19 protein-coding genes are annotated in these 23,810 nt (G+C 73.3%); 12 read left to right on the top strand and 7 right to left on the bottom strand.

What is annotated here, in order from left to right; translation table 11 throughout:
- Positions 1-19: 19 nt before the first annotated feature.
- Genes speB through E1285_RS01265 form a run of 4 tightly spaced genes read left to right on the top strand, consistent with a single transcriptional unit; the run spans position 20 to position 4,648 of the window.
- Entirely contained in the window at positions 20-1,096 is a 1,077-nt protein-coding gene (speB, locus tag E1285_RS01280) for an agmatinase (protein WP_132146771.1), read from the top strand.
- Positions 1,093-2,049, top strand: a complete 957-nt coding sequence (locus tag E1285_RS01275) for a polysaccharide deacetylase (RefSeq protein ID WP_207946334.1) — start codon at positions 1,093-1,095, stop codon at positions 2,047-2,049. Before speB ends, E1285_RS01275 begins: the two co-directional genes overlap by 4 nt.
- A complete protein-coding gene (locus tag E1285_RS01270; RefSeq protein WP_132146768.1) occupies positions 2,046-3,509 on the top strand; it encodes an amino acid permease in 1,464 nt (487 codons plus the stop codon). The genes E1285_RS01275 and E1285_RS01270 overlap by 4 nt, the downstream gene beginning before the upstream one ends.
- A 35-nt stretch (positions 3,510-3,544) precedes the next feature.
- Complete coding sequence (locus tag E1285_RS01265; RefSeq protein ID WP_132146765.1) at positions 3,545-4,648, top strand: DUF6183 family protein; 1,104 nt, start codon at positions 3,545-3,547, stop codon at positions 4,646-4,648.
- Positions 4,649-4,669: 21 nt separating this feature from the next.
- Here the strand turns inward: E1285_RS01265 and E1285_RS01260 are convergent, their stop codons facing one another.
- A complete protein-coding gene (locus tag E1285_RS01260; protein ID WP_243722463.1) occupies positions 4,670-7,105 on the bottom strand; it encodes an ABC transporter permease in 2,436 nt (811 codons plus the stop codon).
- Positions 7,102-7,869, bottom strand: coding sequence for an ABC transporter ATP-binding protein (locus E1285_RS01255; RefSeq protein ID WP_243722462.1), 768 nt, complete (start codon positions 7,867-7,869; stop codon positions 7,102-7,104). The genes E1285_RS01260 and E1285_RS01255 overlap by 4 nt, the downstream gene beginning before the upstream one ends.
- Positions 7,870-7,994: 125 nt before the next feature.
- Between E1285_RS01255 and E1285_RS01250 the strand changes: the two genes are divergently transcribed.
- The gene (locus E1285_RS01250; RefSeq protein ID WP_132146762.1) at positions 7,995-8,600 is read left to right on the top strand and encodes a response regulator transcription factor; all 606 of its coding nucleotides are present in this window, start codon (positions 7,995-7,997) and stop codon (positions 8,598-8,600) included.
- Here the strand turns inward: E1285_RS01250 and E1285_RS01245 are convergent.
- On the bottom strand, positions 8,597-10,735 hold the full coding sequence (locus E1285_RS01245) for a histidine kinase (protein WP_207946333.1): 2,139 nt from the start codon (positions 10,733-10,735) through the stop codon (positions 8,597-8,599). The two genes, E1285_RS01250 and E1285_RS01245, sit on opposite strands and share 4 nt — an antisense overlap.
- Positions 10,736-10,994: 259 nt before the next feature.
- On the opposite strand from E1285_RS01245, the gene E1285_RS01240 reads away from it, so the two are divergent.
- Positions 10,995-11,840, top strand: a complete 846-nt coding sequence (locus E1285_RS01240) for an alpha/beta hydrolase (protein WP_132146982.1) — start codon at positions 10,995-10,997, stop codon at positions 11,838-11,840.
- A gap of 22 nt (positions 11,841-11,862) precedes the next feature.
- On the opposite strand, the gene E1285_RS01235 is transcribed toward E1285_RS01240, so the two are convergent.
- Positions 11,863-13,206 carry a helix-turn-helix domain-containing protein gene (locus tag E1285_RS01235; protein WP_132146759.1) on the bottom strand — a complete coding sequence of 448 codons (1,344 nt, stop codon included), beginning with the start codon at positions 13,204-13,206 and terminating at the stop codon, positions 11,863-11,865.
- Between the two features lie 291 nt (positions 13,207-13,497).
- Here E1285_RS01235 and E1285_RS01230 point away from each other — a divergent pair, with 291 nt between their 5' ends.
- The gene (locus E1285_RS01230; protein WP_132146756.1) at positions 13,498-16,389 is read left to right on the top strand and encodes a LuxR family transcriptional regulator; all 2,892 of its coding nucleotides are present in this window, start codon (positions 13,498-13,500) and stop codon (positions 16,387-16,389) included.
- Between the two features lie 76 nt (positions 16,390-16,465).
- Here E1285_RS01230 and E1285_RS01225 read toward each other — a convergent pair whose 3' ends face one another.
- Entirely contained in the window at positions 16,466-17,566 is a 1,101-nt protein-coding gene (locus E1285_RS01225; protein WP_243722461.1) for an SRPBCC family protein, read from the bottom strand.
- 8 nt (positions 17,567-17,574) lie between these two features.
- The gene (locus tag E1285_RS01220) at positions 17,575-18,366 is read right to left on the bottom strand and encodes an SRPBCC family protein (RefSeq protein ID WP_207946332.1); all 792 of its coding nucleotides are present in this window, start codon (positions 18,364-18,366) and stop codon (positions 17,575-17,577) included.
- Between the two features lie 292 nt (positions 18,367-18,658).
- Between E1285_RS01220 and E1285_RS46425 the strand changes: the two genes are divergently transcribed.
- The 5 genes from E1285_RS46425 (at position 18,659) to E1285_RS01195 (ending at position 23,452) form a co-directional block, all read left to right on the top strand.
- On the top strand, positions 18,659-20,713 hold the full coding sequence (locus E1285_RS46425) for a VWA domain-containing protein (RefSeq protein WP_132146750.1): 2,055 nt from the start codon (positions 18,659-18,661) through the stop codon (positions 20,711-20,713).
- 155 nt (positions 20,714-20,868) lie between these two features.
- Positions 20,869-21,747, top strand: coding sequence for an NAD(P)-binding domain-containing protein (locus tag E1285_RS01210; RefSeq protein WP_132146747.1), 879 nt, complete (start codon positions 20,869-20,871; stop codon positions 21,745-21,747).
- A 54-nt stretch (positions 21,748-21,801) separates the two neighbouring features.
- Positions 21,802-22,305, top strand: coding sequence for a nitroreductase/quinone reductase family protein (locus tag E1285_RS01205; protein WP_207946331.1), 504 nt, complete (start codon positions 21,802-21,804; stop codon positions 22,303-22,305).
- 29 nt (positions 22,306-22,334) lie between these two features.
- Entirely contained in the window at positions 22,335-22,775 is a 441-nt protein-coding gene (locus E1285_RS01200; protein WP_347814054.1) for a MerR family transcriptional regulator, read from the top strand.
- A gap of 80 nt (positions 22,776-22,855) precedes the next feature.
- On the top strand, positions 22,856-23,452 hold the full coding sequence (locus E1285_RS01195; protein WP_243722460.1) for an MOSC domain-containing protein: 597 nt from the start codon (positions 22,856-22,858) through the stop codon (positions 23,450-23,452).
- A gap of 22 nt (positions 23,453-23,474) precedes the next feature.
- Here the strand turns inward: E1285_RS01195 and E1285_RS46420 are convergent.
- On the bottom strand, positions 23,475-23,810 hold a 336-nt coding region (locus tag E1285_RS46420; protein ID WP_207946330.1), incomplete at its 5' end, for a hypothetical protein.

Raw genomic sequence — 23,810 nt, 5'->3', positions numbered from 1 at the left:
CTCCCCGGAAAGGAACCCGATGGAGCCGGTCGACCACGACCCGGGAGAGCGGGGCCCGGTAGAGCACGACCCGGCGGCGCCGGGCCCGGCCGCACAGGGGCCGGTCGGGCAGGAGCCGGTCGGACAGGGGCCGACCGGACAGGGGCCGACCGGGCAAGGGCCGGTCGGGCAGGTGAACGCGCTGGAGATACCGCGGTTCGCCGGTCCGACGACGTTCGCCCGCCTCCCCCGCCGCGCCGACGTGCCCGGCTACGACGTCGCCGTGGTCGGAGTCCCGTTCGACAGCGGCGTCTCGTACCGTCCGGGGGCGCGGTTCGGGCCGGCGGCGGTGCGGCAGGGGTCGCGGCTCCTCAAGCCCTACAACCCGGCGCTGGACGTGCTGCCGTTCGCGTCACAGCAGGTGGTGGACGCCGGGGACCTCGCCTGCAACCCGTTCGACATCGGCACGGCGATCAGGCAGGTCGAGGCGGGGCTGCGGGAGCTGACCGGGGACGGCGGCCGGGCCGTCACGATCGGCGGCGACCACACGATCGCGCTCCCCGCGCTGCGGGCCGCGCACGCGCTGCACGGCCCGATCGCCCTCGTCCACTTCGACGCGCACCTCGACACCTGGGACACCTACTTCGGCGAGCCGTACACGCACGGCACCCCGTTCCGCCGCGCCGCCGAGGAGGGGCTGCTGATGCGGGACGCGAGCGCGCACGTCGGCATCCGCGGCCCGCTCTACGACCCGATGGACCTCGTGGACGACGCCAGGTTCGGATTCACCATCGTGCACTGCGCCGAACTCGACGGCATCGGCGCGCGGGGCGTCGCCGAGCGGGTGCGGGCCAGGGTCCAGGACGCGCCGGTCTACCTGTCGGTCGACATCGACGTCCTCGACCCCGCGTACGCGCCGGGCACCGGGACGCCCGACAGCGGCGGCATGACCAGCCGGGAGCTCCTCGGCACCCTGCGCGGGCTGGCCGGGCTGAACATCGTCGGCGCGGACGTGGTGGAGGTCGCGCCCGCCTACGACCACGCCGAGATCACCTCCATCGCCGCCGCCACGGTGATCTACGAGATCCTGGGGCTGCTGGCGAAGGGCCGGGCGTGACGGGCGCGATGCGCCCCGCCGATCCGGTCCGCTGGCCGGGCACGGCGACGTCGGCGGCGGCGTTCTGCTTCGACGTGGACGGGGAGTCGGCCGTCCTGAGCGTCCAGCCGCGGGCGGCGGAGCGGTTGAGCGTGCTGAGCCACCAGGTGTACGGGCCGCTCACCGGGCTGCCGCGCCTGCTGCGGATCCTCGCCCGGCACGGCGTCCGGTCGACGTTCTTCGTCCCCGGCCACACCGCGCACCGCCATCCGGACGCCGTCCGCGCGATCGTCGACGGCGGCCACGAGATCGCGCACCACGGCTACCTGCACGAGCCGCTGGCCGGGCCGGACGGTGCCGTCGACGAGCGGACGGAGGCGGAGATCCTCGACCGGGGCCTGGCCGCCCTGGAGGAGGTCGCCGGCGTCCGCCCGGACGGGTACCGGGCGCCGATGTGGGAGCTGACCCACGCCTCGCCGCGGCTGCTGGCCGAGCGCGGTTTCCTGTACGACTCCAGCCTGATGGACGCCGACGTCCCCTACGAGCTGGACACCGGGACGGGCACGTCCATCGTCGAGATCCCCGTCCACTGGGGCCTGGACGACTGGGAGCAGTACTGCTACCTGCCGGACATCTCCGGGACCGGCCTGATCGAGAACCCGTTCAAGGCCGTGGAGATGTGGCGGGCCGAGTTCGAGGCGATGCGCGACGACCACGGCTGCTTCGTCCTGACCGCGCACCCGTTCCTTTCGGGACGTCCCGGACGCGCCGCCGCGCTGGACGGGCTGATCGAGCACGTCGCGTCCCGTCCGGACGTGTGGCTGGCCCCGCTCGGCGAGATCGCCCGGCATGTCCGCTCGCTGGGCCTGCCGCCCCGCGCGATCCCGCGCCCCGAGGTTCTCCCCGGCCCGCATCGCCTCCCGCCGCACGCCTCGTCCGACCCCCGGGACAACGAAAGCGAAGACACGCGATGACCTCGTCCAGCACGGGTACCGGCAAGGCGCCGGCGCCCTCCGAACACCCGCACACGCTTCGCAAGGGCTTCAACCTGCGTTCGGCGACCGCGCTCGCGTTCGCCGACGTCTCCCCCATCGTCGCGCTGTACGCGATCTTCACGCTGGGCCTGCTCGCGGCCGGGCCCGCGTTCTGGTGGGCGTTCCCGATCGTCCTCGGCGGGCAGCTGCTGGTCGCCTGCGTGTTCGGCGAGCTGGCGTCCCGCTGGCCGTACGAGGGCAGCGTCTACCAGTGGGCCCGGCACGTCCGCGGTCCGGGCGCGGGCTGGTTCGCCGCGTGGGCCTACATGTGGGGCCTCACGATCGCGCTGTCGACGCTGTCGTACGGCGCGGCGGGCTTCCTGCTCCAGGCGGCCGGGGTGGACGCCCCCGGCGAGGCCGCCACGATGGGCACGGCGCTGGCGATCCTCGCGCTCGGGAGCCTCGCCAACATCGTCGGCCGCCGGACGCTGAAGATCCTCGTCATGGCGAGCCTGATCTGCGAGGTGGTCGCGTCCGTGGGGCTCGGCACCGTCCTCCTGCTCTTCTACCGGGAGCAGTCGTTCGGCGTCCTGTTCGAGGGCGCCGGGGCGGTCTCCGGCGGGGCGTGGCTCGCCGGCCCGATGCTCGCCGCCGCGGCGTTCGTCGGCTGGTCGTTCGTGGGCTTCGAGTCGGCGGGCTCCATCGCCGAGGAGGTCGAGAACCCCGAGCGGGACGTGCCCAAGGCGCTGATCTTCTCGCTGCTGGCCGTCGGGATCGTCGTGATGTACTCGGCGGCCGGGCTGATCCTCGCGATCCCCGACCTGCCGCAGGCCATGTCGGGGAGCATCGCGGACCCGGTGAGCAGCACGCTGGTGTTCCACTTCGGCTCGTCGATCGGGCGGCCGCTGCTGGTGATCTTCGTGATCGGCTTCCTGGCGAGCTTCCTCGCCGTCCAGGCCGCGGTGTCCCGGGTGATCTGGGCGTCGGCACGGGACCGGGCGCTGCCCGGCTCGGGCGTCCTCGGGCGGCTGGCCGGGGCGGAGCGGCTGCCCGTCCCCGCGATCCTGCTGACCGCCGCCGGCGCCGCCTTCTTCGTCCTGCTGTCCGGCTCGACGCTGTACTCGGTGCTGGTCAACTTCACGACGATCGGCTTCTACATCGCGTTCGGGCTGCCGGTGTGGGGCGCCGCGCTCCTGCACCTGCGCGGCGGATGGCGCCCCGGATCGTTCAGCCTCGGCCGCTTCAGCGCCCCGGTGACCTACGTCGCGGCGGTGTGGCTGGCCGTCCAGACGATCAACATCATCTGGCCGCGCGACACCGGCGACGCCTGGTACATCGAGTGGAGCATGGTCATCACGCTCACGGCCGTGGGCCTCGCCGGCGCGGCCCTCTACCTCGGCTACGCCCGGCACCGGATCGGCCCCGCCTTCGGCGAGACGAAGCAGCCCTCCGGCAATTGACGGGAGCCATCTGCCGGACCTGGAACACTTCGCCCATGAAGGTCGAGGAGGCGGTCCGGCGGATGGGGCTGGCGGACGACTACCGGGACCCGCAATGGAGCACGGCGGTCAAGGTGACCGACCGGGTCGTCCAGAAGGCGGACCCCGGGTGGCTCGAAGAACTGCTCTTCGCGCTGCTGCGCGCGGAGCGGCCGACCTACCCGATGCGCTACGCCTTCCAGGTCGCGCTCCAGCGGCTGGCGACCGCGCCCGGCGACGCGGACCGGGTCACGACCGTCCGCCTGATCGCCGAGGAGGGCCGCCGGTGGACCGATGTCCGCTACGAACCCGCCGACGTCGCCGAGTGGCTGGCGAGCGCGCAGCCCCTCGGCCACCTCCTCGCGGTGTTCAAGACCGCGGAGGCGTCGGACGAGCTCGCCGCCTGCCTGCTGCACGAGACCGTGCTGCGCCACGACGCTCCCGCGGCGGCCGGGTTCGCCGAACGGCTCCGCGCCGCCGGGCATCCCCTCGGCAACCTGCCGCTCCGGCGCGCCCCCTCCGAGCAGAAGCTCGGGATGCCCTGGTATCCCGGCCTCCCGAAGCCCGACTGGCCCGCTCCCGACAAGGGCGGGCCTCCGGTGCCGGGGCCACGCGACGCCGGTGTGACGGCGACGGAGCTCGACTGGCCGGACGCCAGGCGGGCGCTGAGCGCGCACCGCGCCTGGGTCATGGCCGACAGCGAGTGCACGGAGGCCAGGCTCTTCCTGCTGGACCGGCCGATCCCGCCCGCCGACTTCGGCGCCTCGGTGCTGGCCGCCCTCCCCGCGGAGAGCGTCGGCGGCACCCTGGACGGGCCGCACAGGGTGAAGGCACGCGCCGTCCTGCGAAAGCTCCTCGGCGGCGCGTCCGGCGGCAGCGCCTACGGCGCCGGCATGAAGGCCGCCTACGGACGCAATGCGGCCTGGGAGGCGCTGGCCGCCCTGACCGGGACGGGGGACGGCGACATCCCGGCCACCGAGGAGGCGGCCGCCCAGTGCACCTGGCTCTTCTTCACCTCGGACTGGCATTTCCAGATCGTCCCTCCGCTGGACGTGGGCATAGCCGTCCTGCGCCCCGACGGCCGGACGGTCGCAATCCTCGCCGCCACCGACGCGGACTGACCGGCAGCCCGGCCCCGCGTGCTATTCGCGGGTGTTTATGGTGTCGGCGGGGCGGGCGGCCATGGCGAGGCGGGCGGGCAGGGCCGTCGCCACCGCGGCGAGGACGCCGCCCAGGGCGAGGACGCCCAGGTGGCCGAGCGGCGGGACATGCGGTGCGCCGCCGGTCATCCCGCTGCTGAACGCGGTGAGCGTGATCAGGGCGATCGCGGTGCCGAGGGCGGCGGCGACGCCCACGATGGCGAGGGTCTCCCAGCCGAGCATCCGCATGACCTGGCGGCGGGTCGTCCCGACGAGGCGCAGCAGCGCGAGCTCGCTGGCGCGGCCGGAGGTCGACATCGCGAGGGTGTTCACGACGGCGATCGCGGTGAAGGCGATGATCAGTCCCATGGCGACGTAGTTGACCTCGGCGTTCGTGGTCGCCCGGTCCTCGGCGAGCGTGGCCGCGTCGGTCGTGGGCAGGCCCTCGGGAGGCGTGCCCGCGATCAGCAGGGTGCCGCGCGGGTCGTCGACGTGGGCGGCGAGCAGGTCACGGGAGACGGTGAGGTCTCCGAAGCCGAGCCCGCGCTCGTAGACGGCGATCACCTTGGGCTCGATCGGGGTGCCGTCGCCGAGGGCGAGGCTCAGCGTGTCGCCCGGCCGGACGTCCAGTCGATCTGCGGCGGTGGTGCTCACGGCGATGGTGGAGGAGCCGAGGTCCTTGAGCGAGCCGTCGCGGACGTCCAGGTCCATGGTGCGGTTCAGGCCGTCGCGCGTGACGCCCTGGATGCCGTAGTTCTCCAGGTCCACGCGGACGGTGCTCCGCAGAACCTCGGTCGCGGCGGTCACGCCCGGCGCCCGGCGGATCTCCTCGGCCGTGCCGTGCGGGACCTTGGGGCCCATGACGTGCCCGGCGATCGTGCCCTCGCTCGCCTGGCTCGTCGCGGCGTGGCCCATGGTCGTCTGCACGAACAGGATGGTCGCGGTCAGGCCCATCATCAGCGTCAGCGGCGTGACGATCGCCGCGACACGACGGGCGCCGGTGCCGAGGTTCGCGGCGGCGAGATGCCCGCCGACGCGGGAGAGCCGCAGCGGCACGGACAGCACGGCGACCGCGGCGCGGGCGATGACCGGGCCGAGCAGCGCCACCGCGACCGTCCAGACGATCGCGGTCAGCATCGTGACCGGGCTGGACGCCGCCTCGGTGCTCAGGCCCGACAGCACGATCGTCAGGACGACCGCGCCGGCGGTGACCGCGAGACCGGCCAGGACCCGCACGACGCCGCGCCCACCGCCCCGGCCCGGGGCCGCGTCGCCGAGCGCCTCGACGGGACGGATCCGGGCGGTGCGCCGCGCGGTGATCCGGGCGGCGGCGAACGCGGCGACGACGGCGGCGAGCGTGGCGGCCAGCGGCGGGAACGGGCCGGCGACCAGGTCCAGGTTCGGCGGCAGCGCCCCGAGGCCGCGGAACCGGTCCCGCAGCCAGAAGGCCAGCGGCAGCCCGGCCGCCGCGCCGAGCGGCCCCGCCACGAACCCGACCAGCAGGGCCTCCCGCCCGATCATCCGGCGGACCTGGCGCGGTGTGGCGGCGACGGCCCGCAGCAGCGCGATCTCCCGCTCCCGCTGCTGCACCGACAGCGCGAACGTCCCGGACACGACGAGGATCGCGACCAGCAGCGCCGTCCCGCCGAGCGCGCCGCCCATGCTGATCAGCTTGATCCGGGACTTCTCCGCGCCGAGGAACTCCGCCTTGCCCCGGTCCTCGCCGGTGTGGACGGTGGCCTTCGTGCCGCCCACGGCGTCCTCGACCGCCTTCACCGGGCCGTGCGCGCCGATGGCGGTGACCATGCCGGCCCGTCCGGACAGCCGCTCGGCCTCGGCGGTGGAGAAGAACACGGCGGTCTGGTGCTCAAGGGACTGCTTGGTGACGCCTGCGACGCGGTAGGTGCCGGGGGCGGCGGAGGTGACCTTCACCGCCGACCCCGGACGGAGGCCGTTGGCGCGGGCCGTCGCGGCGTCGATGACGATCTCGTCGGACGCGGTCGGGGCACGTCCCTGGTGGATGGTGAAAGGCGTGAGGGCGGCGGACTCCCACCCGTGGCCCCACGACTCGCGGCCGCCGCCGCCCGAGCCGCCGATCTCTGCGGGGAAGGAAACCTCGGTGATCACGTTCCGCACGCCGTCCGCGTTCCGGACCTCGTCCGCGACGGACGCCGGCAGCCACGCGCGCTCAGCGATCGCCTTCGCCTTGTGCTTCTGCTTCCCCTCCTTCTTCTCGATCGTCTTGTGGACGAACTGGTCGCCGGTGACCACGACCGGGGCGCCCGCGTACCGTTCGGGCGCGACCGACCCGCGCAGTCCCGTGTCGAGCAGGACGCCGCAGGCGCAGACCAGCGCCGCCGCGCACAGCAGCGCGACGAACGCGCCCGCGAAACCGGCCTTGCGGTGCCGCAGCGTGCTGAGAACGAGCCAGAGCATCATTTCCACGCTCCCAACCGGGTCATGCGGGCGGCGACCTTGTCGCTGGACGGCGCGTTCATCCGGTCGACGATGCGTCCGTCGGCGAGGAACAGCACCGTGTCGGCGTACGAGGCGGCGACCGGGTCGTGCGTGACCATCACGACCGTCTGGCCCATGGCGTCGACCGCCTCCCGCAGGAGGGCGAGGACGTCGCGGGCCGTCATCGTGTCGAGCGCACCGGTCGGCTCGTCCCCGAACACCACCTCCGGGCGCGTCACCAGCGCGCGGGCGATCGCGACCCGCTGCTGCTGTCCCCCGGACAGCTGCGCCGGCCGGTGACCGGCACGGTCGGCCAGCCCGACACGGGCGATCACCTCCGCCAGCCACGCCTTGTCCACGCCGGTTCGCGAGAGCCGCAGCGGCAGCGTGATGTTCTGCTCCACCGTCAGCGACGACACCAGGTTGAACGCCTGGAAAACGAACCCGACCCGCTCCCTGCGCAGTTCGGTCAGCTTCGTCTCGTTCATCGAGGACAGGTCCGTGTCGCCCAGCCGCACCTTGCCGGACGTCGGCGTGTCCAGCCCGGCGGCGCAGTGCAGGAACGTGCTCTTACCCGAACCGGACGGCCCCATGACGGCCGTGAAACGCCCCCGCCGGACCGCCGTCGTCACCTCCCGCAACGCGGCGACCGCCCCCCTGCCCCGTCCGTAGACCTTGCTGACCTTCTCCATGCGCACGGCGTCGTCCACACCGGCGCCGATCATGTCGATGTCTGTGCTGTTCATGCCTGCAAGTCTTCTGAACTGGGCGTTCACGGACCAGAGACGTGATCACCGGTCATATGTGATCTCGTCATGGGTGCGGCCGTGACGGGGTCCCGGCGGCGCGCCGCCGCTGGTAGACATAAGGGGTGCTCAAGGTTCTCCTGGCCGACGACCACCACGTCGTCCGCGGCGCCCTCGCCGCCCTGCTGAACCTGGAACCCGGCCTGACCGTGGTCGCCGAGGTGGATCGCGGTGACCAGGTGCTGCCCGCCGCCCGGACGGCCCGTCCCGACGTCGCCGTCCTCGACATCGACATGCCCGGCCTGGACGGGCTCGCCGCGGCCGCCGCGCTCCACGACGCCATGCCGGACGTCGCGACGCTGATCCTCACCGGCCACGGCAAGCCCGGACATCTGCGCCGCGCTCTGACGGCCGGCGTCCGGGGCTTCCTGCTGAAGACCGCGCCTCCGGAGGAACTGGCCACCGCCATCGGCAAGGTCGCCGCGGGTGAGCGCGTCCTCGATCCCAACCTCGCCCTCACCGCGTGGGACCACGCCGACAACCCGCTCACCCCGCGCGAGACCGACGTGCTGCGCGTCGCCGCCGAGGGGGCGGAGGCACCGGAGATCGCCGAGCGCCTGCACCTGTCCGCCGGGACGGTGCGCAACTACCTGACCGCCGTCGTCACCAAGCTCAACGCCCGCAACCGCACCGACGCCGCCCGCATCGCCCGCGAAGCCGGCTGGCTCTAACCGACCCTCGCCTCCAGCCGGAACCGCCCCTCGCCGTCGGCGCGGGCGGTGAGGGTTCCCCCGAACGCGGCGAGCCGCGTCGTCAGGTTCCCGATTCCCGAGCCGGGAGGTGTGGGGGGCGCCTGCGGGTCGAGCCCGTCGTTCTCCACGACCAGCCACACGGCGTCACCGTCCCGCCAGGTCCGGATGGTGCAGCCGGTCGCGGCACTGTGCCGGAGCACGTTCGTGACCGCCTCGCGCACCACGATGCCGAGTACCGCCGACACACGCTCGTCCAGAACCGCGTCGTCCCCGACCGCGTGGCCCAGTTCGGTTTCGACTTCGACGCCCGCCGCCGTGAGCACCGACCGGGCGGATGCCACCTCGCCGTCCAGCGACAGCTCGGCGTCGCCACCGGTCGCGGTCCGCAGGTCCCGGCGGGCCTGCTCCGCCATGTCGACGACCTCCTCAAGCTCCCTGCGGGCGCGTCCCGGGTCGGCGTCCGCGAGCCGCCGCGCCAACTCGCATTTCAGCAGGATCGCCGCGAGGCTGTGCCCGAGCAGGTCGTGCAGGTCCCGCGCCGCCCGCAGCCGCTCCTGGACGGTCGCCGCCCGCGCCAGTTCCTCACCCGCCAGCTGCAGGTCCCGCACCAGCCTCGCCAGCCGGACGAGCCCGTACACGACGAGCCCCGTCACCAGCGTGCTGACCACATGGTTGACGAGGTCCGCCGGTCCCAGGCCCAGGATCCCGGCGGCGACGCCGACCCCGGCCATCGTCGCCGCCACCAGCGGAAAAGCGATCCGCTTCGGCAGCCCGACCAGGAAAGTCCCGGCGAGGAAGCCGGAGAGGCCCAGCGACGCCTTCCCGAACACCGCTACGGAGGCGACGCACACCACCGCGAGGACCGGCGGCCACCATCGGGGGCGGCCGGTGCCCGCCCAGATCAGCTGGACCACCGAGATCGCCGCCAATCCGGCGGCGGCGCCCGCCCATAGCGGCCCCCACGGAAGCAGCAGCAGCCCCTTCACGGAGAACCCCGCCAGCACCGCCGCCAGCAAGGTGAGCGACAGCCGGTACGCCGTCCGGTCGGGCAGGCTCACGACCCGCTCCCCGGCGTCCACGCCCGCCTCCACCACGAACCGGCCGTCATCCTCCAGCCGTGTGGAGAAGGACCCGCCCGCGTCTCGAACCCGCTCCGCCGCCCTCTCCAGTTCGTCCTCGCCCCGCGCGGCCGTCCGGACGCCGTCGTTGACCACGCGCAGCCGCACGACGCCTCCGCTCTCGGACGTCTCGATCAGGCAGGTACGCGCCGACCCCTCGCGGACCACGTCCGTGACGGCCTCCCGCAGCACCAGCGCCAGCAGCGACCCCGCCGGGCCGAGGGGCTCGCGGTGCCCGCTGCGCACCTCCGCCTCGACGCCCGCCGCCTCCAGCAGGGCCCGTGCGGCCGCCGCCTCCGGTGCCAGCGACATGCTCCGGAAGTCCGACGCCGCGGCCCGCGCGTCGTTCAGCGACCGCCGCGCCACCGCCAGCACGTCCCCGATCGCCCCGGAACCGGACGGGGGCAGCCCGAGCGCGCGGCGGCTCCCCTGCGAGATCGCCGCGAGCCCGTCCCCGAGGCCCCGGTTCAGCTCCGCCGCGATCCGCAGCCGCTCCCGCTCGACCGCCGCCACGGCGAGCGGCAGCCGCGCCGCCGCCGCGTCGTCCACCCGGTCGGCCAGCCGCACCAGCCCGTACACCACCAGCCCGACGAGCAGGCACGTGATCGTGACGTCGGCGGTCGCGCCGCCCCGCACACCGTCGATGACGGCCGCGCTCCCCACGACCGGGACGGCAAGGGCCCACGCTCCCGCGAGCAGCAGCGACCCGGCGACGAACCCGAGCAGTCCCACCGACGTCCCGAAGGCCAGCACGCACGCGTACGCGGAGAGCGCCTGCCCGAGCACGACCCATCCGGCGCGCCATCGCCCGAACCGGGGAACGACCCACGCGAGCTGCAGCACGAAGACCAGCACCGCGAGGACGGCCGCCGCCCCGACCTGCGCGGCCCCGTCCGTCCGCGACGGCGCCGCCAGCACGTAGACCCCGGCGAACGACGCCATCACCAGCCCGACGATCAGCCGTGCGCCCCGCGGCCCCGGAACCGCCTCAGCCAACGAACCTCCACTCCCCCGCCGAGAGCCGCCCCGCACCACCCAACCACGCGCCCGACCGCGCGGGCTCGGGAGATGGCGGCGGCGCGGACCGGTGGCCGCCCGCGGGGACGGAGAAAGGGTCGATGGACCGGCGATTTCGCCGATGTCCGGGGGCGGGGCGCCTGCTGAGAATGGCGGCGTCCCCGGAGCCGGGCACCGGCTCCCTCCCCCCGAACAGGAGCGAATCGACGTGCTATCCACCCCCAGGCACGCGGCGAAGATGCTGTTCGCCGCGGCGCTGACCGCGGGAACCGTCGCCGCCGTCCCGCAGGCCGCGCAGGCGGCCGACAACCCGTACGAGCGCGGCCCCGATCCGTCGGAGTCGAGCGTCGAGGCCCCGCGCGGCCCGTTCTCGGTGTCGGAGGACAGCGTCTCGTCGCTGGTCGTCTCCGGCTTCGGCGGCGGGACGATCTACTACCCGAGGGAGACCGACGAGGGCACGTTCGGCGCGGTCGCGATCGCGCCCGGGTTCACCGCGAGCCAGTCCACCATGTCCTGGTACGGGCCGCGGCTGGCCTCGCAGGGCTTCGTCGTCTTCACGATCGACACCAACTCCCGCTTCGACCAGCCCGCCAGCCGCGGCCGGCAGCTGGAGTCCGCGCTCGACTACCTGACCGAGCGCAGCAGCGTGCGCAACCGGATCGACGCGTCCCGGCTCGCCGTGATGGGGCACTCGATGGGCGGCGGCGGATCGCTGGAGGCGTCCCTCGACCGGCCGGAACTGCAGGCGGCGATCCCGCTGACCCCGTGGAACACGAACAAGAACTTCCGGAACGTCCGCGTCCCGACCCTGATCATCGGGGCGGAGAACGACTCGGTCGCGTCGGTGCGCTCGCACGCCGAGCCGTTCTACGAGAGCATCCCGGCGGCGACGGAGAAGGCGTACCTGGAGCTGAACAACGCCAGCCACTTCGCGCCGAACACCTCGGACACGACGATCGCGAAGTTCAGCATCTCCTGGCTCAAGCGGTGGGTCGACGACGACACCCGCTACGACCAGTTCCTGTGCCCCCCGCCCCGCACTGACTCGGACATCTCCGAGTACCGCGACACCTGCCCCCACTAGTAGAGCCCACCGCTCCCGGGTCTCACCGGCCGGGCCGCCCGCCGCCTCTGCGCGCGGGCGGCCCTTCGTTGTTCCTGGGGCCGGCGCCGTTCCCTGGGGCGATGCCGTGCAGGCGCAGCGCGCTCAGCGCGAGGACCAGCTCCACCATGTCTCGGGGGCTCGCCAGTGTCCGGCCGGTGAGCTGCTCGATCTTGCGGAGCCGGTTGAGGACGGTGTTGCGGTGGCAGAACAGCCGGTCGGCGGCGCGGGCGGCGGACCCGTCGCACGCCAGCCAGGCGCCGAGCGTCGTCAGCAGGACGTCGCGGAAGGCGGGTTCCACGTCCGCGAGGCCGCCGAGCGCGACGTGCCCGAGCCGCCCGGCCAGGCGCGGCTGGGACAGCACGAGGGCGTCGGGGAGGCGGCGGTCGAGGCGGGCGATCTGGTTGCCGGGTCCCCGGCAGGTGCGCAGGGCCAGTTCGGCGAACCAGCGGGCGGTGCCCAGCTCGGCGAGGGAGTCGACGACGGGGCTGACGCCGGCGTGCGAGCGCGCGTAGGGGCGGACGGCGTCGACCAGGTCGTCGAGTTCGGCGGTGCCGAGCGCGACGAGCGCCACCTGCGCGTCGGTGCGCAGCCGCCAGATGAACCGCATCCCGGCCGTGTCGCCGGGGCGCCGCTCGACGCCGTCCCCGAACCCGCTCTCGGCGCCGAGCATGACGACGGCGTAGCGGCCGGTGGCGGGCAGCCCGAGGACGGACGTGGCGGTGGACAGCAGGCCGCCGTCGGCTCCCTGGCCTTCCAGCAGCGCGTCCACGATCGCCTGGATGCGCTCCTCGCTGCGGCGCGCGAGCGCCAGCTCGGTGCGGTGGTAGGAGGCTGCCGCGGCGCCGGACTGCTGGTCGATCGTGTCCCACGTGCGGGTCGCCTGCCGGATCAGGGTCGAGACGCTGTCCGGGTCGTGCCGGTCGACGACCTCGACCACGGCCTCCCAGAACACCTTTCCGGCGAGCCGGTAGGAGCGGAGCAGCTGGTCGAGCGGCTGGCCCTGGTGGGCGCGGCGCTGCCCGAGCCGCTGCGCCCATTCGAGGTCGGCGCGGCCGCGGCCGGGTTCGAGGATCGTCTCGAAGCCGTGCCCGAGCCCGGTATGGCACATCTCCCACACGTCGCGGGAGAACTCCTCGTCGCGGTCGCTGCCCCCGTCGCCGGACAGGATCTCGGCGGTGAGCCGGTCGGCGAGATCGGGCAGGCGGTCGCTGAGGCGCAGCACCGCCTTGCGCATGATCTCCCGATCGGCGCGCCCGGCACTGCGGTCGGCGCCGCGGTCGGCATCGCGGTCGGCATCGCGGTCGGCGTTCAGCTCGCCGGCCGTCCCGAGCCGTCCTCCCGTCATGGTGGGCCACCTCCAGCACAACGCGGGTGCATCATCGTGTCATCAGGGGCATCCGCGGGCCATCGCCGGGCGGCCAGACTGTGCCGGTGCCCAATCGGGGCCCGCCCGGATTGCGCCGCGTCCCCGAAACGGAACGGCGCTCTGGACCCGTCCGGGGGACGCGTGTTGACCTATGGGCCCGCTCCCTTTGAAGACCTCGTCCAATAGCAGTCCATTGTAGAGGCTCGTTCTAGAGATCTGTTCTAGTCGAGACCTCGCCGGGTCGAGGTCGTGCCCCGCAGGAGGACCGCCATGGCAAAGGAACTCCCACCCCCACCCCAGCGAATCCATGGACGTGAGCGTGAACTCGGCGTCATCGGGGCGATGCTCGACCGCGCCCGCGACGGACACGGCGGCGCGCTGGCGATCGTCGCGGACGCGGGCATGGGCGCGACGGCGCTGCTGGAGGCGTCGGCGGCCACGGCCGCACCCCGCTTCCGGATCCTCGGCACCACGGGCGTCCCCCGCGAGTCGGCCGTCCCCTACGCGGGGCTGCACCGGCTGCTCCGGCCGCTGTCCGGGCTGATCGCGGAGCTGCCGTCCGCGCACCGCGACGCGCTCGGCGCGATCTCCGGCGGCCCGCGCCACGACACGCCGTTCGTCCTGTACGCGGCGGTGTGCGAGCTGCTGAGCCGGGCTGCCCGGGGCGGGCCCGTGCTGTGCTGGGCGGACGACGTCCAATGGCTCGACCGGGTGTCGCTGGAGGCGCTGGCCTTCGCCGCGCGCCGCGTCCAGGACGAGCCCGTCGCCGTGCTGTTCGCCGCGCGCGGCGAGGGACGCGCCCCGGACGGCCTCGCCGGAATCCGCCGGCTCCACCTCGCGCCCCTCGACGAGGACGCGAGCCTCCAGGTGTTACAGGACGCCCTCGGAGGCGGCACGGTAGGCGGCGATCTCGCCGACGAGGTCGTCGATCTCGCCTGCGGCGTGCCCCTCGCGATCCGCGATCTCGCCGCCGCGCTCACCGCGGGGCAGCTCTCCGGGACCGCGCCGCCGCCCCGCTCGCTTCCCGCCGACAGTGCGCTGCGCGCCCTGCATCGCCGCCGCTGCCTGCGGCTCCCCGCCGGCGCCCAGCGGCTCGTGCTGATGGCGGTGGCGGACGAGTGGCTCAGCAGCGCGACCGTGGCACGCGCCATGCGGACCGACGGCGCGCGGACCGACGGCACGCAGACCGACGGCACGCGGACCGGCGGGATCGGCCCGCGCGACGTCGAGGCGGCCCGCGCGTCCGGGCTGCTGCGGTTCGAGGGCGAGGCGGTGACGGTGCGGAACCGCCTCGTCCGGTCCTCGCTGTGGGCGGACGCGTCGCGCGAGGAACGGCAGGGCGCGCACGCGCTGCTCGCCGAGGTCCTCGTGCAGGAGTGGCAGCGTCCGCGGCGCCTCTGGCATCGAGCGGCCGTCACCGGCGAACCCGACGACCGGCTCGCGGACGAGCTGGCCGCGGCGGCGCGGGCGTCCCAGGACGCCGGCCGGTACGCCGACTCGTGGCGGGTCTGGCAGCGCGCCGCCGCCCTCACCGCCGAACGCGGTACGAGGAGCGGGCGGCTGCTGTCCGCGGCGGGCGACGCGTGGGCGAGCGGACGGTCGCGGCGGGCCCGGTCGCTGCTGCGGGAGGCCCGGCCGCACGCGTGCGCCGGGGAGAGCGCCGCACACGCCGACCTGCTGCGCGGCGAGATCGAGGTGGCGGCGGGCTCCCCCGCCGCGGCGGTCCCGCTGCTGCGGGACGCGGCGGAACGGCTCGCCGGCCGCGACGCGGACACGGCGCTGACCGCGCTGATGTGGGCCGCCGAGGCCGCCGACGCGGCCGGCGACCACGACGCCTACCTGGAGATCGCCGGCCGTGCCGCGACGCTGCCCCGCGACGGGACGGGACCGCGCACCGAGCTGATGCTCACCCATCTCGCCGGGATGGCCGCCACGATCCGCGGCCGCTACGCGGAGGCGGCGCAGCGGCTCGGACGCTCCGTCCTGCTCGGCGCGGAGGTCACCGACCCGGCCGCGCAGACGTGGGCCGCGCTCTCGGCGTTCGTGCTCGGCGACGCGCCCGCCACCCGGACCCTCGCCGCCGGGGCCGTCGCGTCCGCCCGCCGGGCGGGGAACGCGCCACTGGAGTCGTTCGCGCTGGCGGTCGCCGGACGCTGCGAGGCGCTCCTCGGGCATCCGCCGTCCCCCATCGCCGCCTGCCACGACGGGCTGCGCCTCGCCCGCGCGACCCGGCTGCACGCGCACGCGGCCGAGCAGCTCGCCACGCTCGCTCTCACGGCGTCCTTCAACGGCGACGAGAACACCGCGCACGGCCACCTGGAACCGCTCAGCGGCGCCGCCGGCCGCCGCGGCCTCACCCGCGCCGCCGCCTTCGGCTCCTGGGCGCCCGCCTGCCTGGACCTCGCCGCCGACCGTCCCGCCGACGCGGCCGCGCGCCTCAGCCTGCCCGGCCGCGCCGGGCTCGCCCATCCGCCGGCGCGGCTGCTGGCCGTCCCGCACCTGGTCGAGGCGCTGGTCCTGGCCGGCGAGCGCGACCAGGCCGTCCAGGCGTTCGAGCACTACCGCCGCTGGACGGACGGGACGGCGCACGCCCCGGCCCGTGCGGCGCTCGCGCGGCGCTGCCAAGCGCTCCTGGCCGCCTGCGACGCCGAGGCCGAGGAGCAGTTCACCGGGGCGCTCCGCCTCCACGAGACCGCCGGCGCCGTGTTCGACCTGGCCCGGACGGAGCTGCTGTTCGGGCACCGGCTCCGGCGCGGCCGCCGCCCCCGCGCCGCCCGCGAGCACCTGCGCGCCGCGCTGCGGATCTTCGAGCGGTACGACGCCGTCCCGTGGACCCTCCGGGCCCGCGCGGAACTGCGCGCCGCCGGCGAGACGATCGCGCCGCCGCCCGCCTCCGGACCGGCCCAGCCGGCCGGTGTACGCGAGTCCGGGGCGGACGGTGGCGGACCGGGCACCGCGACCGCGACCCGCACGGCGGACGGCTTCGGGGACCTCACCGCCCAGCAGGCCCACATCGCCCGCCTGGCCGCCGAAGGCGCCACCAACCGTGAGATCGCGGCGCGCCTGCTGCTCAGCCCGCGGACCATCGACCACCATCTCCGCAACGTCTTCACCCGCCTCGGGATCCGCTCGCGCGTCGAGCTGGCCCGCCTGATCCGCTGACGGCCCCGCCCGACCCCGCTGACGGCGCCGGGCCGCCCGGCCGGAATGGTCCCGCCGGGCCGCCCGCCGGGCCCGGTCAGCGGGCGGTCTCGTACTCCTCCTCGGCCGGCTCGGTCTTCTTGGTCTCCTTGGCGCCCTTGGTCTCCTTGGATTCCTTGGCCGCCTTGGTTCCCTTGGCGTCCCGCGCGTTCTCCTCGCGGTCGCGCTCCTCCTCGGCCAGCGCGTCCTCGTGCGTCACGACGACCTCGCTGTCGTGGATCTCGCCGCGCCAGCCCTCGACCTCGTCGGGGTTGGCGAGCGACTGCGTCATCACGTACCGGCGGAAGTGCTTGAGCTCCAGCCGGACGCGGCGTCCCTGGGCGCGCCAGATGTTCCCGGTCCGCTCGAAGAGGCCCTGCGGGTGGTACTCCAGGACGAGCAGCACGCGGGTCAGGTTCGGCGACAGCTTGTGGAAGCTGACCGTCCCGTCCACGTGGCCCTTGGAGCCCTTGGACCGCCACACGATGTGCTCGTCCGGCACCTGCTCGATGATCGTGGCTTCCCACGTCCGCTTGGACCAGAAGATCTTGGCCTGCCAGTTCAGCTTGGCCTCGTCGGCCTGGTCGACGCTGATGACCTTCTTCATGAAGGACGGGTAGTCCTGGAACTGCGTCCACTGGTCGTAGACCAGGCGGCGCGGCGCACCGATGTCGGTGTGCTCGACGATGTTGGTGACCTTCACCTTCTTGCCACCGCCGCCCTTGCCGCCGCCCTTTCCGGCGTCCTCGTCCTTGCCCTCGTCCTTGCCGACGCCCGGGATGGCGCCGCCGACGGTGTCCTTGATGCGCCCGAACACGCCCTGGCCGTTCTTCTCGGCGGCCTGCTCGCCGGACTGCTCGGCGCTCTCGGCCTCGCTCTTCTCGGGGGCGTTCTTCTGCTTCTCGTTCTGCTTCTCGTTCTGCTCCGGCTCCTCCGGGTCGGCCGAGCCCTGCTCGCCCTTGCGCCCGGTGAGCGCCTTGCCGGCCGCGGCGGCCGCGCCCGCGCCGAGCAGGACACCGCCGGCCGTGCCGATGGCCCGCCCGCCGGGCAGGCTCTTGGTGATGCCGCCGAGGCCGGGCATGCGCTTGCTGCGGCCGCCCGGCAGCCGTTTGGTGAGTGCTCCGACGGGCAACCGCCCGATCGGGTTTCCGCGTTTCATGCTGTACCTCACTTCGGGGGTGTGACGAGTTCGCCGTCACGGATCTCGCCGCGCCAGCCCTCGACCTCGTCGGGGCGGGTGAGCGACCGCGTCATCACGTGACGGCGGAAGTGCTTGAGTTCGAGGCGGGCCCGGCGGCCCTGCGCGCGCCAGAGGTTGCCGGTCCGCTCGAAGAGTCCGACTGGGTGGTACTCCAGGACGAGCAGGACGCGGGTCAGGTTCGGGGTCAGCTCGTGGAAGCTGACCGTCCCGTCCACATGGCCCTTCGGCCCCTTGGACCGCCACACGATGTGCTCGTCCGGCACCTGCTCGGTGATCGTGGACTCCCACGTCCGGCTGGACCAGAAGACCTTCGCCTTCCAGTTCAGCTTGGTCTCGCCGGCCTGGTCGACGCTCTCCACCTTCTTCATGAAGGACGGGTACTCCTGGAAGAGCGTCCACTGGTCGTAGACGAGACGGCGCGGCGCACCGATGTCGGTCTGTTCGACGATGTTGGTCAGCTTCCCCCTTCGTCCACGCCCGAAGATGCGGGCGAGGGTCTCCTTCAGGGCCGTCCAGCCGAAGCTCAGCAGCGCGCGGAACGGGGACTTGCCCTCGGACAGCGCCTTGGCCCCGGCCAGAGCGGCCTTGACGAGCGGACCTCCCTGCTCGGCCTTGGCCGTGAGGTCCCGGACGGCGCGTTCCAGCCGCTTCTCGAGCCGCTGGACGACGCCGCCCAGGGCCCGGCGGCCGAGGCGCCGTACCGACAGCACGGCGAGGGCCCCGCCCGCACCGGCGGCCAGTCCCGTCCGGAAGTTCATGTCCTGTCCACCTCGTGGTCTCACTCGCGTACGGCGCCGCATTACCCGGTCAAGTCACGACAAAACAGACCCCAGGCCAGCGGCGAGCAGCTCAAGCCGCCCGTGGGCGGCATCCGGCCGACCACGGCCACCGCCCCGCAGACCCCGAACCGCCCATGAGATTTACTTTTGCAAACGTCTTGATTGCATACATGAACGCAACTAGGGTGATCCTCGGCCAGCTGCTAGAGAAAAACGGAGGGTGTTTGCATATGCCAAGCCTGGGGGAACGGTGGACGGAGTGACGAGGCGCGTGAAAGCCCTACGGGCGGCGCTGTGCGGGACCCTGGCGCTCGCGCTCGTCATGGTGCTCGCGCCGCCCGCCGTTGCCGCACCCGCCCAGCCGCAGGCGCCGCAGGCGCCGGAGGCGCCGGAGCAGCTCGCCCCGGTCATGCTCGTCATGGACGCGTCGGGCTCGATGACCGCGCAGTCCGGCGGCGAGGTGAAGATGGACGCCGCCAAACGCGCGGTCCGCGGACTCGTGAACAGCGCACCGCAGGGCTCCCAGCTCGGGCTGACCACGTACGGCACCGGAACCGGCAACAGCCCCGCGGAAAAGGCGGCCGGCTGCAAGGACGTCAAGGTCGCCCAGCCGGTCGGAACCGACCGCGCCGGCCTGCTGCGCGCCACCGACGGGATCACGCCCCGCGGCTACACCCCCATCGGGCAGGCACTGCGCACCGCGGCCGGGGCACTGCCCAAGGAGGGGCCCCGGTCGATCGTGCTCGTCTCGGACGGCGAGGACACCTGCGCCCCACCCGAGCCGTGCGAGGTCGCCAAGGAGCTCGCCGAGCAGGGCGTCGACATGCGGGTGCACACCGTCGGCTTCGACGTCGACGGCAAGACCAAGCAGCAGCTCACCTGCATCGCCCAGGCCACCGGCGGCACCTACGCCGACGCACCGGACTCCAACGAACTGGAGCGCGAGCTGGGCCGGATGGGGCAGCGCGCCCTGCGCACCTACGAGCCCGCCGGAACCCCGATCACCGGAACCCCTCAGGCACAGGGAGCGCCCGAGGTGAAGCCTGGCGCCTACCTCGACCAGCTCAACGCGGGCGAGGCCAAGTACTACACGCTCGACGTCCCGGCGGGCCACACCGCCTACGCTTCCGCGGTGATGTCGTTCGGCGTCGACAGCGGTGTCGAGGTCCTCAAGGTGCAGCACTTCGCCTCCGACGGGACCCGCTGCGGCGACCTGTACTCCCACGACGTCAAGAGCGGCAGCCACCCGATCTCCACCGCCGTCCGCAACTGGCACGTGCCGGCGCAGGGACAGGCCGAAGCCGACGAGATCTGCGAGCAGCCGGGCAAGTTCAGCGTCCGGGTGGAGCGCGGCGAGCGCAGCGACGCGCGCGCCCCGGCCCCGCTGGAACTGCTCTTCCAGCGGGAGCCTCCGGTCACCGGCTCGCCCGGCCCGCAGCCCGGCGAGGAGGTCACCTTCGCCGAGCCCGGCGGGCAGGCGCGGCCCGTGATCGGCGCCGGATCGTTCTCCTCCGCCACCGCGCTGCCCGGCGCCGGCTACTTCAGCGACACGATCAGGACGAACGAGACGGTCTTCTACCGGGTCCGCGTCGGCTGGGGCCAGGGACTGGCCTACCGGCTGCGGGTCGGGGAGGGCGAGGACCGGTACCGCGGCTTCAGGATCGGCCTCTACAGCCCGCTACGGGAGGAGATCTCCTGGGACCACGGCTCGACGAGCAGTGAGGCGTTCAAGGTCCCGGAAGACGACCCGGCGCTCGCGACCAGGCAGGTCCGCTACGCCAACCGTGACAGCGGCGGCGAACCCGCCGACATGCTGCCCGGCTGGTACTACATGGCCGTGTCCGCCGGCACCACCGGCGACGAGCCCATCGACAACCCGGTGACGGTCGACGTGTCCCTGGTCGGCAACCCCGAGCCCGGTCCGCAGTACGCGGGCGGCGCCAAGCTGCCCGACGCGGGCCCGGGGCAAGCCCCGGGCGGAGCCGCCCCCAAGAACGACGAGAAGGACGAAGAGGATGACGGCGGCATCATCTCGCTGGTCTCCGGCTCCGGCCCCCTCGTCTGGGGCGGCGGCCCCCTGCTGATCCTGGTCGCGGTCGGCACCGTCCTCCTGCTCCTGCGAACCCGCAGGCGAGGCACACCGCCCGGAACCCCGGCGAACGGCCCGTACCCAGGGCCGGGTCCGTACGCCGGCCCACCGGCTCCGCCCGGCCCGCCCGGTCCGCCGCCCGGCCCGCCAGGTTCGCCGCCCGGCCCGCCAGGTCCGCCGCCTGGCCCGCCAGGTCCGCCGCCTGGACAGCAGGGCCCGTACCAGAACCCGCCGTAACGCCCCCATGAAGAGGCCCGCTCGCACCGCCGAGCGGGCCTCCTCTTCTGCGGTGCCCGCCCATCAGCACCGACGATCGCGCTTGATCTCAAGTGCGATTGAGGTCCTAGCGTGACGGACAGTCAGCTATTCGTCCGGTACGGAAGGGGAGCACCATGACGACAAACGACGGCCCCACCGGTCAGGTCACCGTGCTCGGTCTCGGTGAAATGGGATCGGCGATCGCCAGGATGTTCGTCGAACGCGGATACCGCACGACGGTCTGGAACCGGACCGCGAGCAAGAGCGCACCGCTGGCCGACGCCGGCGCGACGGCCGCCCCGACCGCCGCGGAAGCTGTCGCGGCGAGCCCGCTCGTCGTGGTCTGCCTGCTCGACGGCACAGCGGTCGACGAGGTCCTGGGCTCCCTTGATGGAGCGGTCGCGGGCAAGACCCTGGTGAACCTGACGAGCGGCTCCCCCGCCCAGGGCAGGGTGAACGAGCGCTGGGCGAACGAGCAGGGCGCCGAGTACCTTGACGGCAAGATCATGGGAGATCCGCCGTACGTGGGGACGCCGAACATCATGTTCCCGTTCAGCGGGTCCCGCGGCGCGTTCGACGCCCACGAGCCGACGCTGCGAGAACTGGGCACCATTTCCTACCACGGCGAAGACGCGGGCCTGGCCGCCGTGGAGTTCCTGGCCCAGGTCGCGGTTTCCTACGAACTCCTCATCGGCTTTCTGCACACGCTGAGGCTGGTTCAGGCGGAAGGCGTCGACGTGGCGGAATTCGCTGAGCGCATCGCCGGCTCGATCGCCGTCCACCCACCACTGCTGACCTCGATGGGCAAGGCGGTAAAGAGCGGCGACTACGGCCCGGACCTCGGTTCGCTCAACGTCCAGGCCGCACTGATGGACGACATGATCTCCCACCGGGAATCCACCGGCGTGGAAGCCCTGCGAATGCGCGAGGTCAAGAAGCTGATGGACCGCAGGATCGCCGAAGGCCGCGGCGACCAGGGCTTCTCGAGCCTGTTCGAACTGCTGGCGAAGTAAATCCCGTCACCCCGCTTGACCTTGACGCCAGTGGCAAGGTCGTAGCTTGCGCGCATGGCCGCTGACATCAACGGATGGAACGAAAAGATCATCGCCGAGTTCCGGGCGAACGCCGGTCGCGTGGACTGGAGCACGGACGACGACCTCGCCGCGGGCCGTCCCGTCCCGCCCCCGCTCCCGGCCTTCGACGCGGGCCAGGGCGTACCGATCATCCTGGTGCACCACACCGGCGCCAGGACCGGACGCGAGCGGATCACCCCACTGGTCTACCAGCCGGTGGGCGACGGCTTCGCCGTCTTCGCGACCTACGGGGGGAGCCCGCATCATCCGGCGTGGTATCGCAACCTGATGGCGAATCCGCAGGTCGCGATCGAGTTCGGCACGGAGAGCATCCCGGTCCGGGCCCGGCTCGCCGAAGGAGCGGAACGCGAGCGGATCTGGGCCGACCAGGCCGCCGTCATGACGGCGTTCGCCGAGTTCGAGTCGGCCGCCGGCAGGGCGATACCGATCGTCGTCCTGCAGCGCGACGATTTCTGCCGCCCCTCGTCAGGACGATGACCGCACGGCAGAGACGGCACACTGGAGCGATGGACTCCGATGACCGTGCGGATCACGAGATGCGCATCGGGGAACTCGCCCGGCGCACCGGGGTCAGCACCCGCTCACTGCGCTACTACGAAGAGCGCGGCCTGCTGGCCTCGCGCCGCGACCGCAACGGCTACCGCCGCTACGGCGACGAGGCGGTCGTGCTCGTGAACAATCTGCGCCACCTGCTCGGCGCCGGCCTGTCCGTGGAGAACGTCAGGGAGTTCGGGTCCTGCCTGGCGAGCCCCGACCTGGGCTCGTCACCGTGTGCACCGGCTCTGGAGGTCTACGAGCAGCGGCTCCGCGTCCTCGACGAGCGGATAGCCGCCCTCGCCCACGTACGCAGCGACCTCGCCGCACAAGCCGAACACCTACGCACCCGGACCGCCGGTCACGCCATGCCAGATGACCGCTCGGACGAAGTGGGCGGCGACCGTCCATGAAGCTTCTCTCGGTCAACGTCGGAAAGCCGCGGCCCCACCCTCGGAGGGCCTCCGCTCTGACGGGAATCGACAAACAGCCGGTGGACGGGGCGGTGATGGTGACCGCCCCCGGTCCCCGAGGCGACGGTGCGGTCGGTCTCGCCGGTGACCGCGTCTACGACGTCAGGCACCACGGCGGCTCCGACCAGGCCGTCTACGCCTACGCCCGAGAGGACCTGGACGCGTGGGAAGCCGAGTTGGGCAGGCCGCTGCGCAACGGCGTCTTCGGGGAGAACCTCACCACCAGCGGGTTGATGGTCAACGAAGCGGTGATCGGCGAACACTGGCGCGTGGGCCAGGACGTGGTCTTGGAGGTCTCCGGTTTCCGGGTTCCCTGTGGGACGTTCCAGGGCTGGCTGGAGCAGACCGGCTGGATCAAGAGGTTCACCGAGGCGGCCAGGCCGGGCGCCTACTTCCGCGTCATCGCAGAAGGTCGGATTCGCGCCGGCGACGCCGTCGAGATCGTGCACCGCCCCGACCATGAGGTGACCGTCGCCCTAGCCTTCCGTGCCCTGACCCGAGAGCCGGACCTGCTGCCCCGCCTCCCGGCCGCCGAAGCCCTACCCCAGGACATCAAGGAAATGGTCCGCCGACGCCTCGACAAAACGAAGACCCACATCCCCCAACGGCATCGGTAGAACGCGGGCTGAGAAGAAGGACTCAGCGAAAGAACTGGCGCACCCGATCCTCCGCCTCGGGTTCGACCACGGCGAGCACCTCCAATACCCCGTCAACGGACGAGGCCGACACGCGAACGTGACCACTCACCCGCCATGTCCCGTCCTGGTCCAATACGATCGACCACTCCGGAAAGATTCGCCGCAAGAACAGCAGCAGAACCCCCTCGTTCACGCGGGTACCGGCTCGATCGTGAGGTGGGCCGTCGGCGAGGTGCCAGCGTGGGGCTGGTCCTTTTCCGACGGCCTCCTCCCGAACCCGCCGTGCAGCTTTCACTGCAACGGGCTCTCCAGTGGCTGCTGCGTGGTTGCGGTGGAC

It is taken from the genome of Actinomadura sp. 7K507 (genome assembly GCF_004348425.1).
Classification (GTDB): domain Bacteria; phylum Actinomycetota; class Actinomycetes; order Streptosporangiales; family Streptosporangiaceae; genus Spirillospora.
The sequence above is the reverse complement of the archived record's forward strand: the minus strand, read 5'-3'. Positions and strand labels throughout refer to the sequence as shown.

Bases quoted from the DNA above. Each gene is read 5' to 3' on its own strand.
- speB (WP_132146771.1), top strand. From the start codon at position 20: ATGGAGCCGGTCGACCACGACCCGGGAGAGCGGGGCCCGGTAGAGCAC.
- E1285_RS01270 (WP_132146768.1), top strand. From the start codon at position 2,046: ATGACCTCGTCCAGCACGGGTACCGGCAAGGCGCCGGCGCCCTCCGAA.
- E1285_RS01265 (WP_132146765.1), top strand. From the start codon at position 3,545: ATGAAGGTCGAGGAGGCGGTCCGGCGGATGGGGCTGGCGGACGACTAC.
- E1285_RS01260 (WP_243722463.1), bottom strand. From the start codon at position 7,105: ATGATGCTCTGGCTCGTTCTCAGCACGCTGCGGCACCGCAAGGCCGGT.
- E1285_RS01255 (WP_243722462.1), bottom strand. From the start codon at position 7,869: ATGAACAGCACAGACATCGACATGATCGGCGCCGGTGTGGACGACGCC.
- E1285_RS01240 (WP_132146982.1), top strand. From the start codon at position 10,995: ATGCTGTTCGCCGCGGCGCTGACCGCGGGAACCGTCGCCGCCGTCCCG.
- E1285_RS01235 (WP_132146759.1), bottom strand. From the start codon at position 13,206: ATGACGGGAGGACGGCTCGGGACGGCCGGCGAGCTGAACGCCGACCGC.
- E1285_RS01230 (WP_132146756.1), top strand. From the start codon at position 13,498: ATGGCAAAGGAACTCCCACCCCCACCCCAGCGAATCCATGGACGTGAG.
- E1285_RS01225 (WP_243722461.1), bottom strand. From the start codon at position 17,566: ATGAAACGCGGAAACCCGATCGGGCGGTTGCCCGTCGGAGCACTCACC.
- E1285_RS01220 (WP_207946332.1), bottom strand. From the start codon at position 18,366: ATGAACTTCCGGACGGGACTGGCCGCCGGTGCGGGCGGGGCCCTCGCC.
- E1285_RS01210 (WP_132146747.1), top strand. From the start codon at position 20,869: ATGACGACAAACGACGGCCCCACCGGTCAGGTCACCGTGCTCGGTCTC.
- E1285_RS01205 (WP_207946331.1), top strand. From the start codon at position 21,802: ATGGCCGCTGACATCAACGGATGGAACGAAAAGATCATCGCCGAGTTC.
- E1285_RS01200 (WP_347814054.1), top strand. From the start codon at position 22,335: ATGGACTCCGATGACCGTGCGGATCACGAGATGCGCATCGGGGAACTC.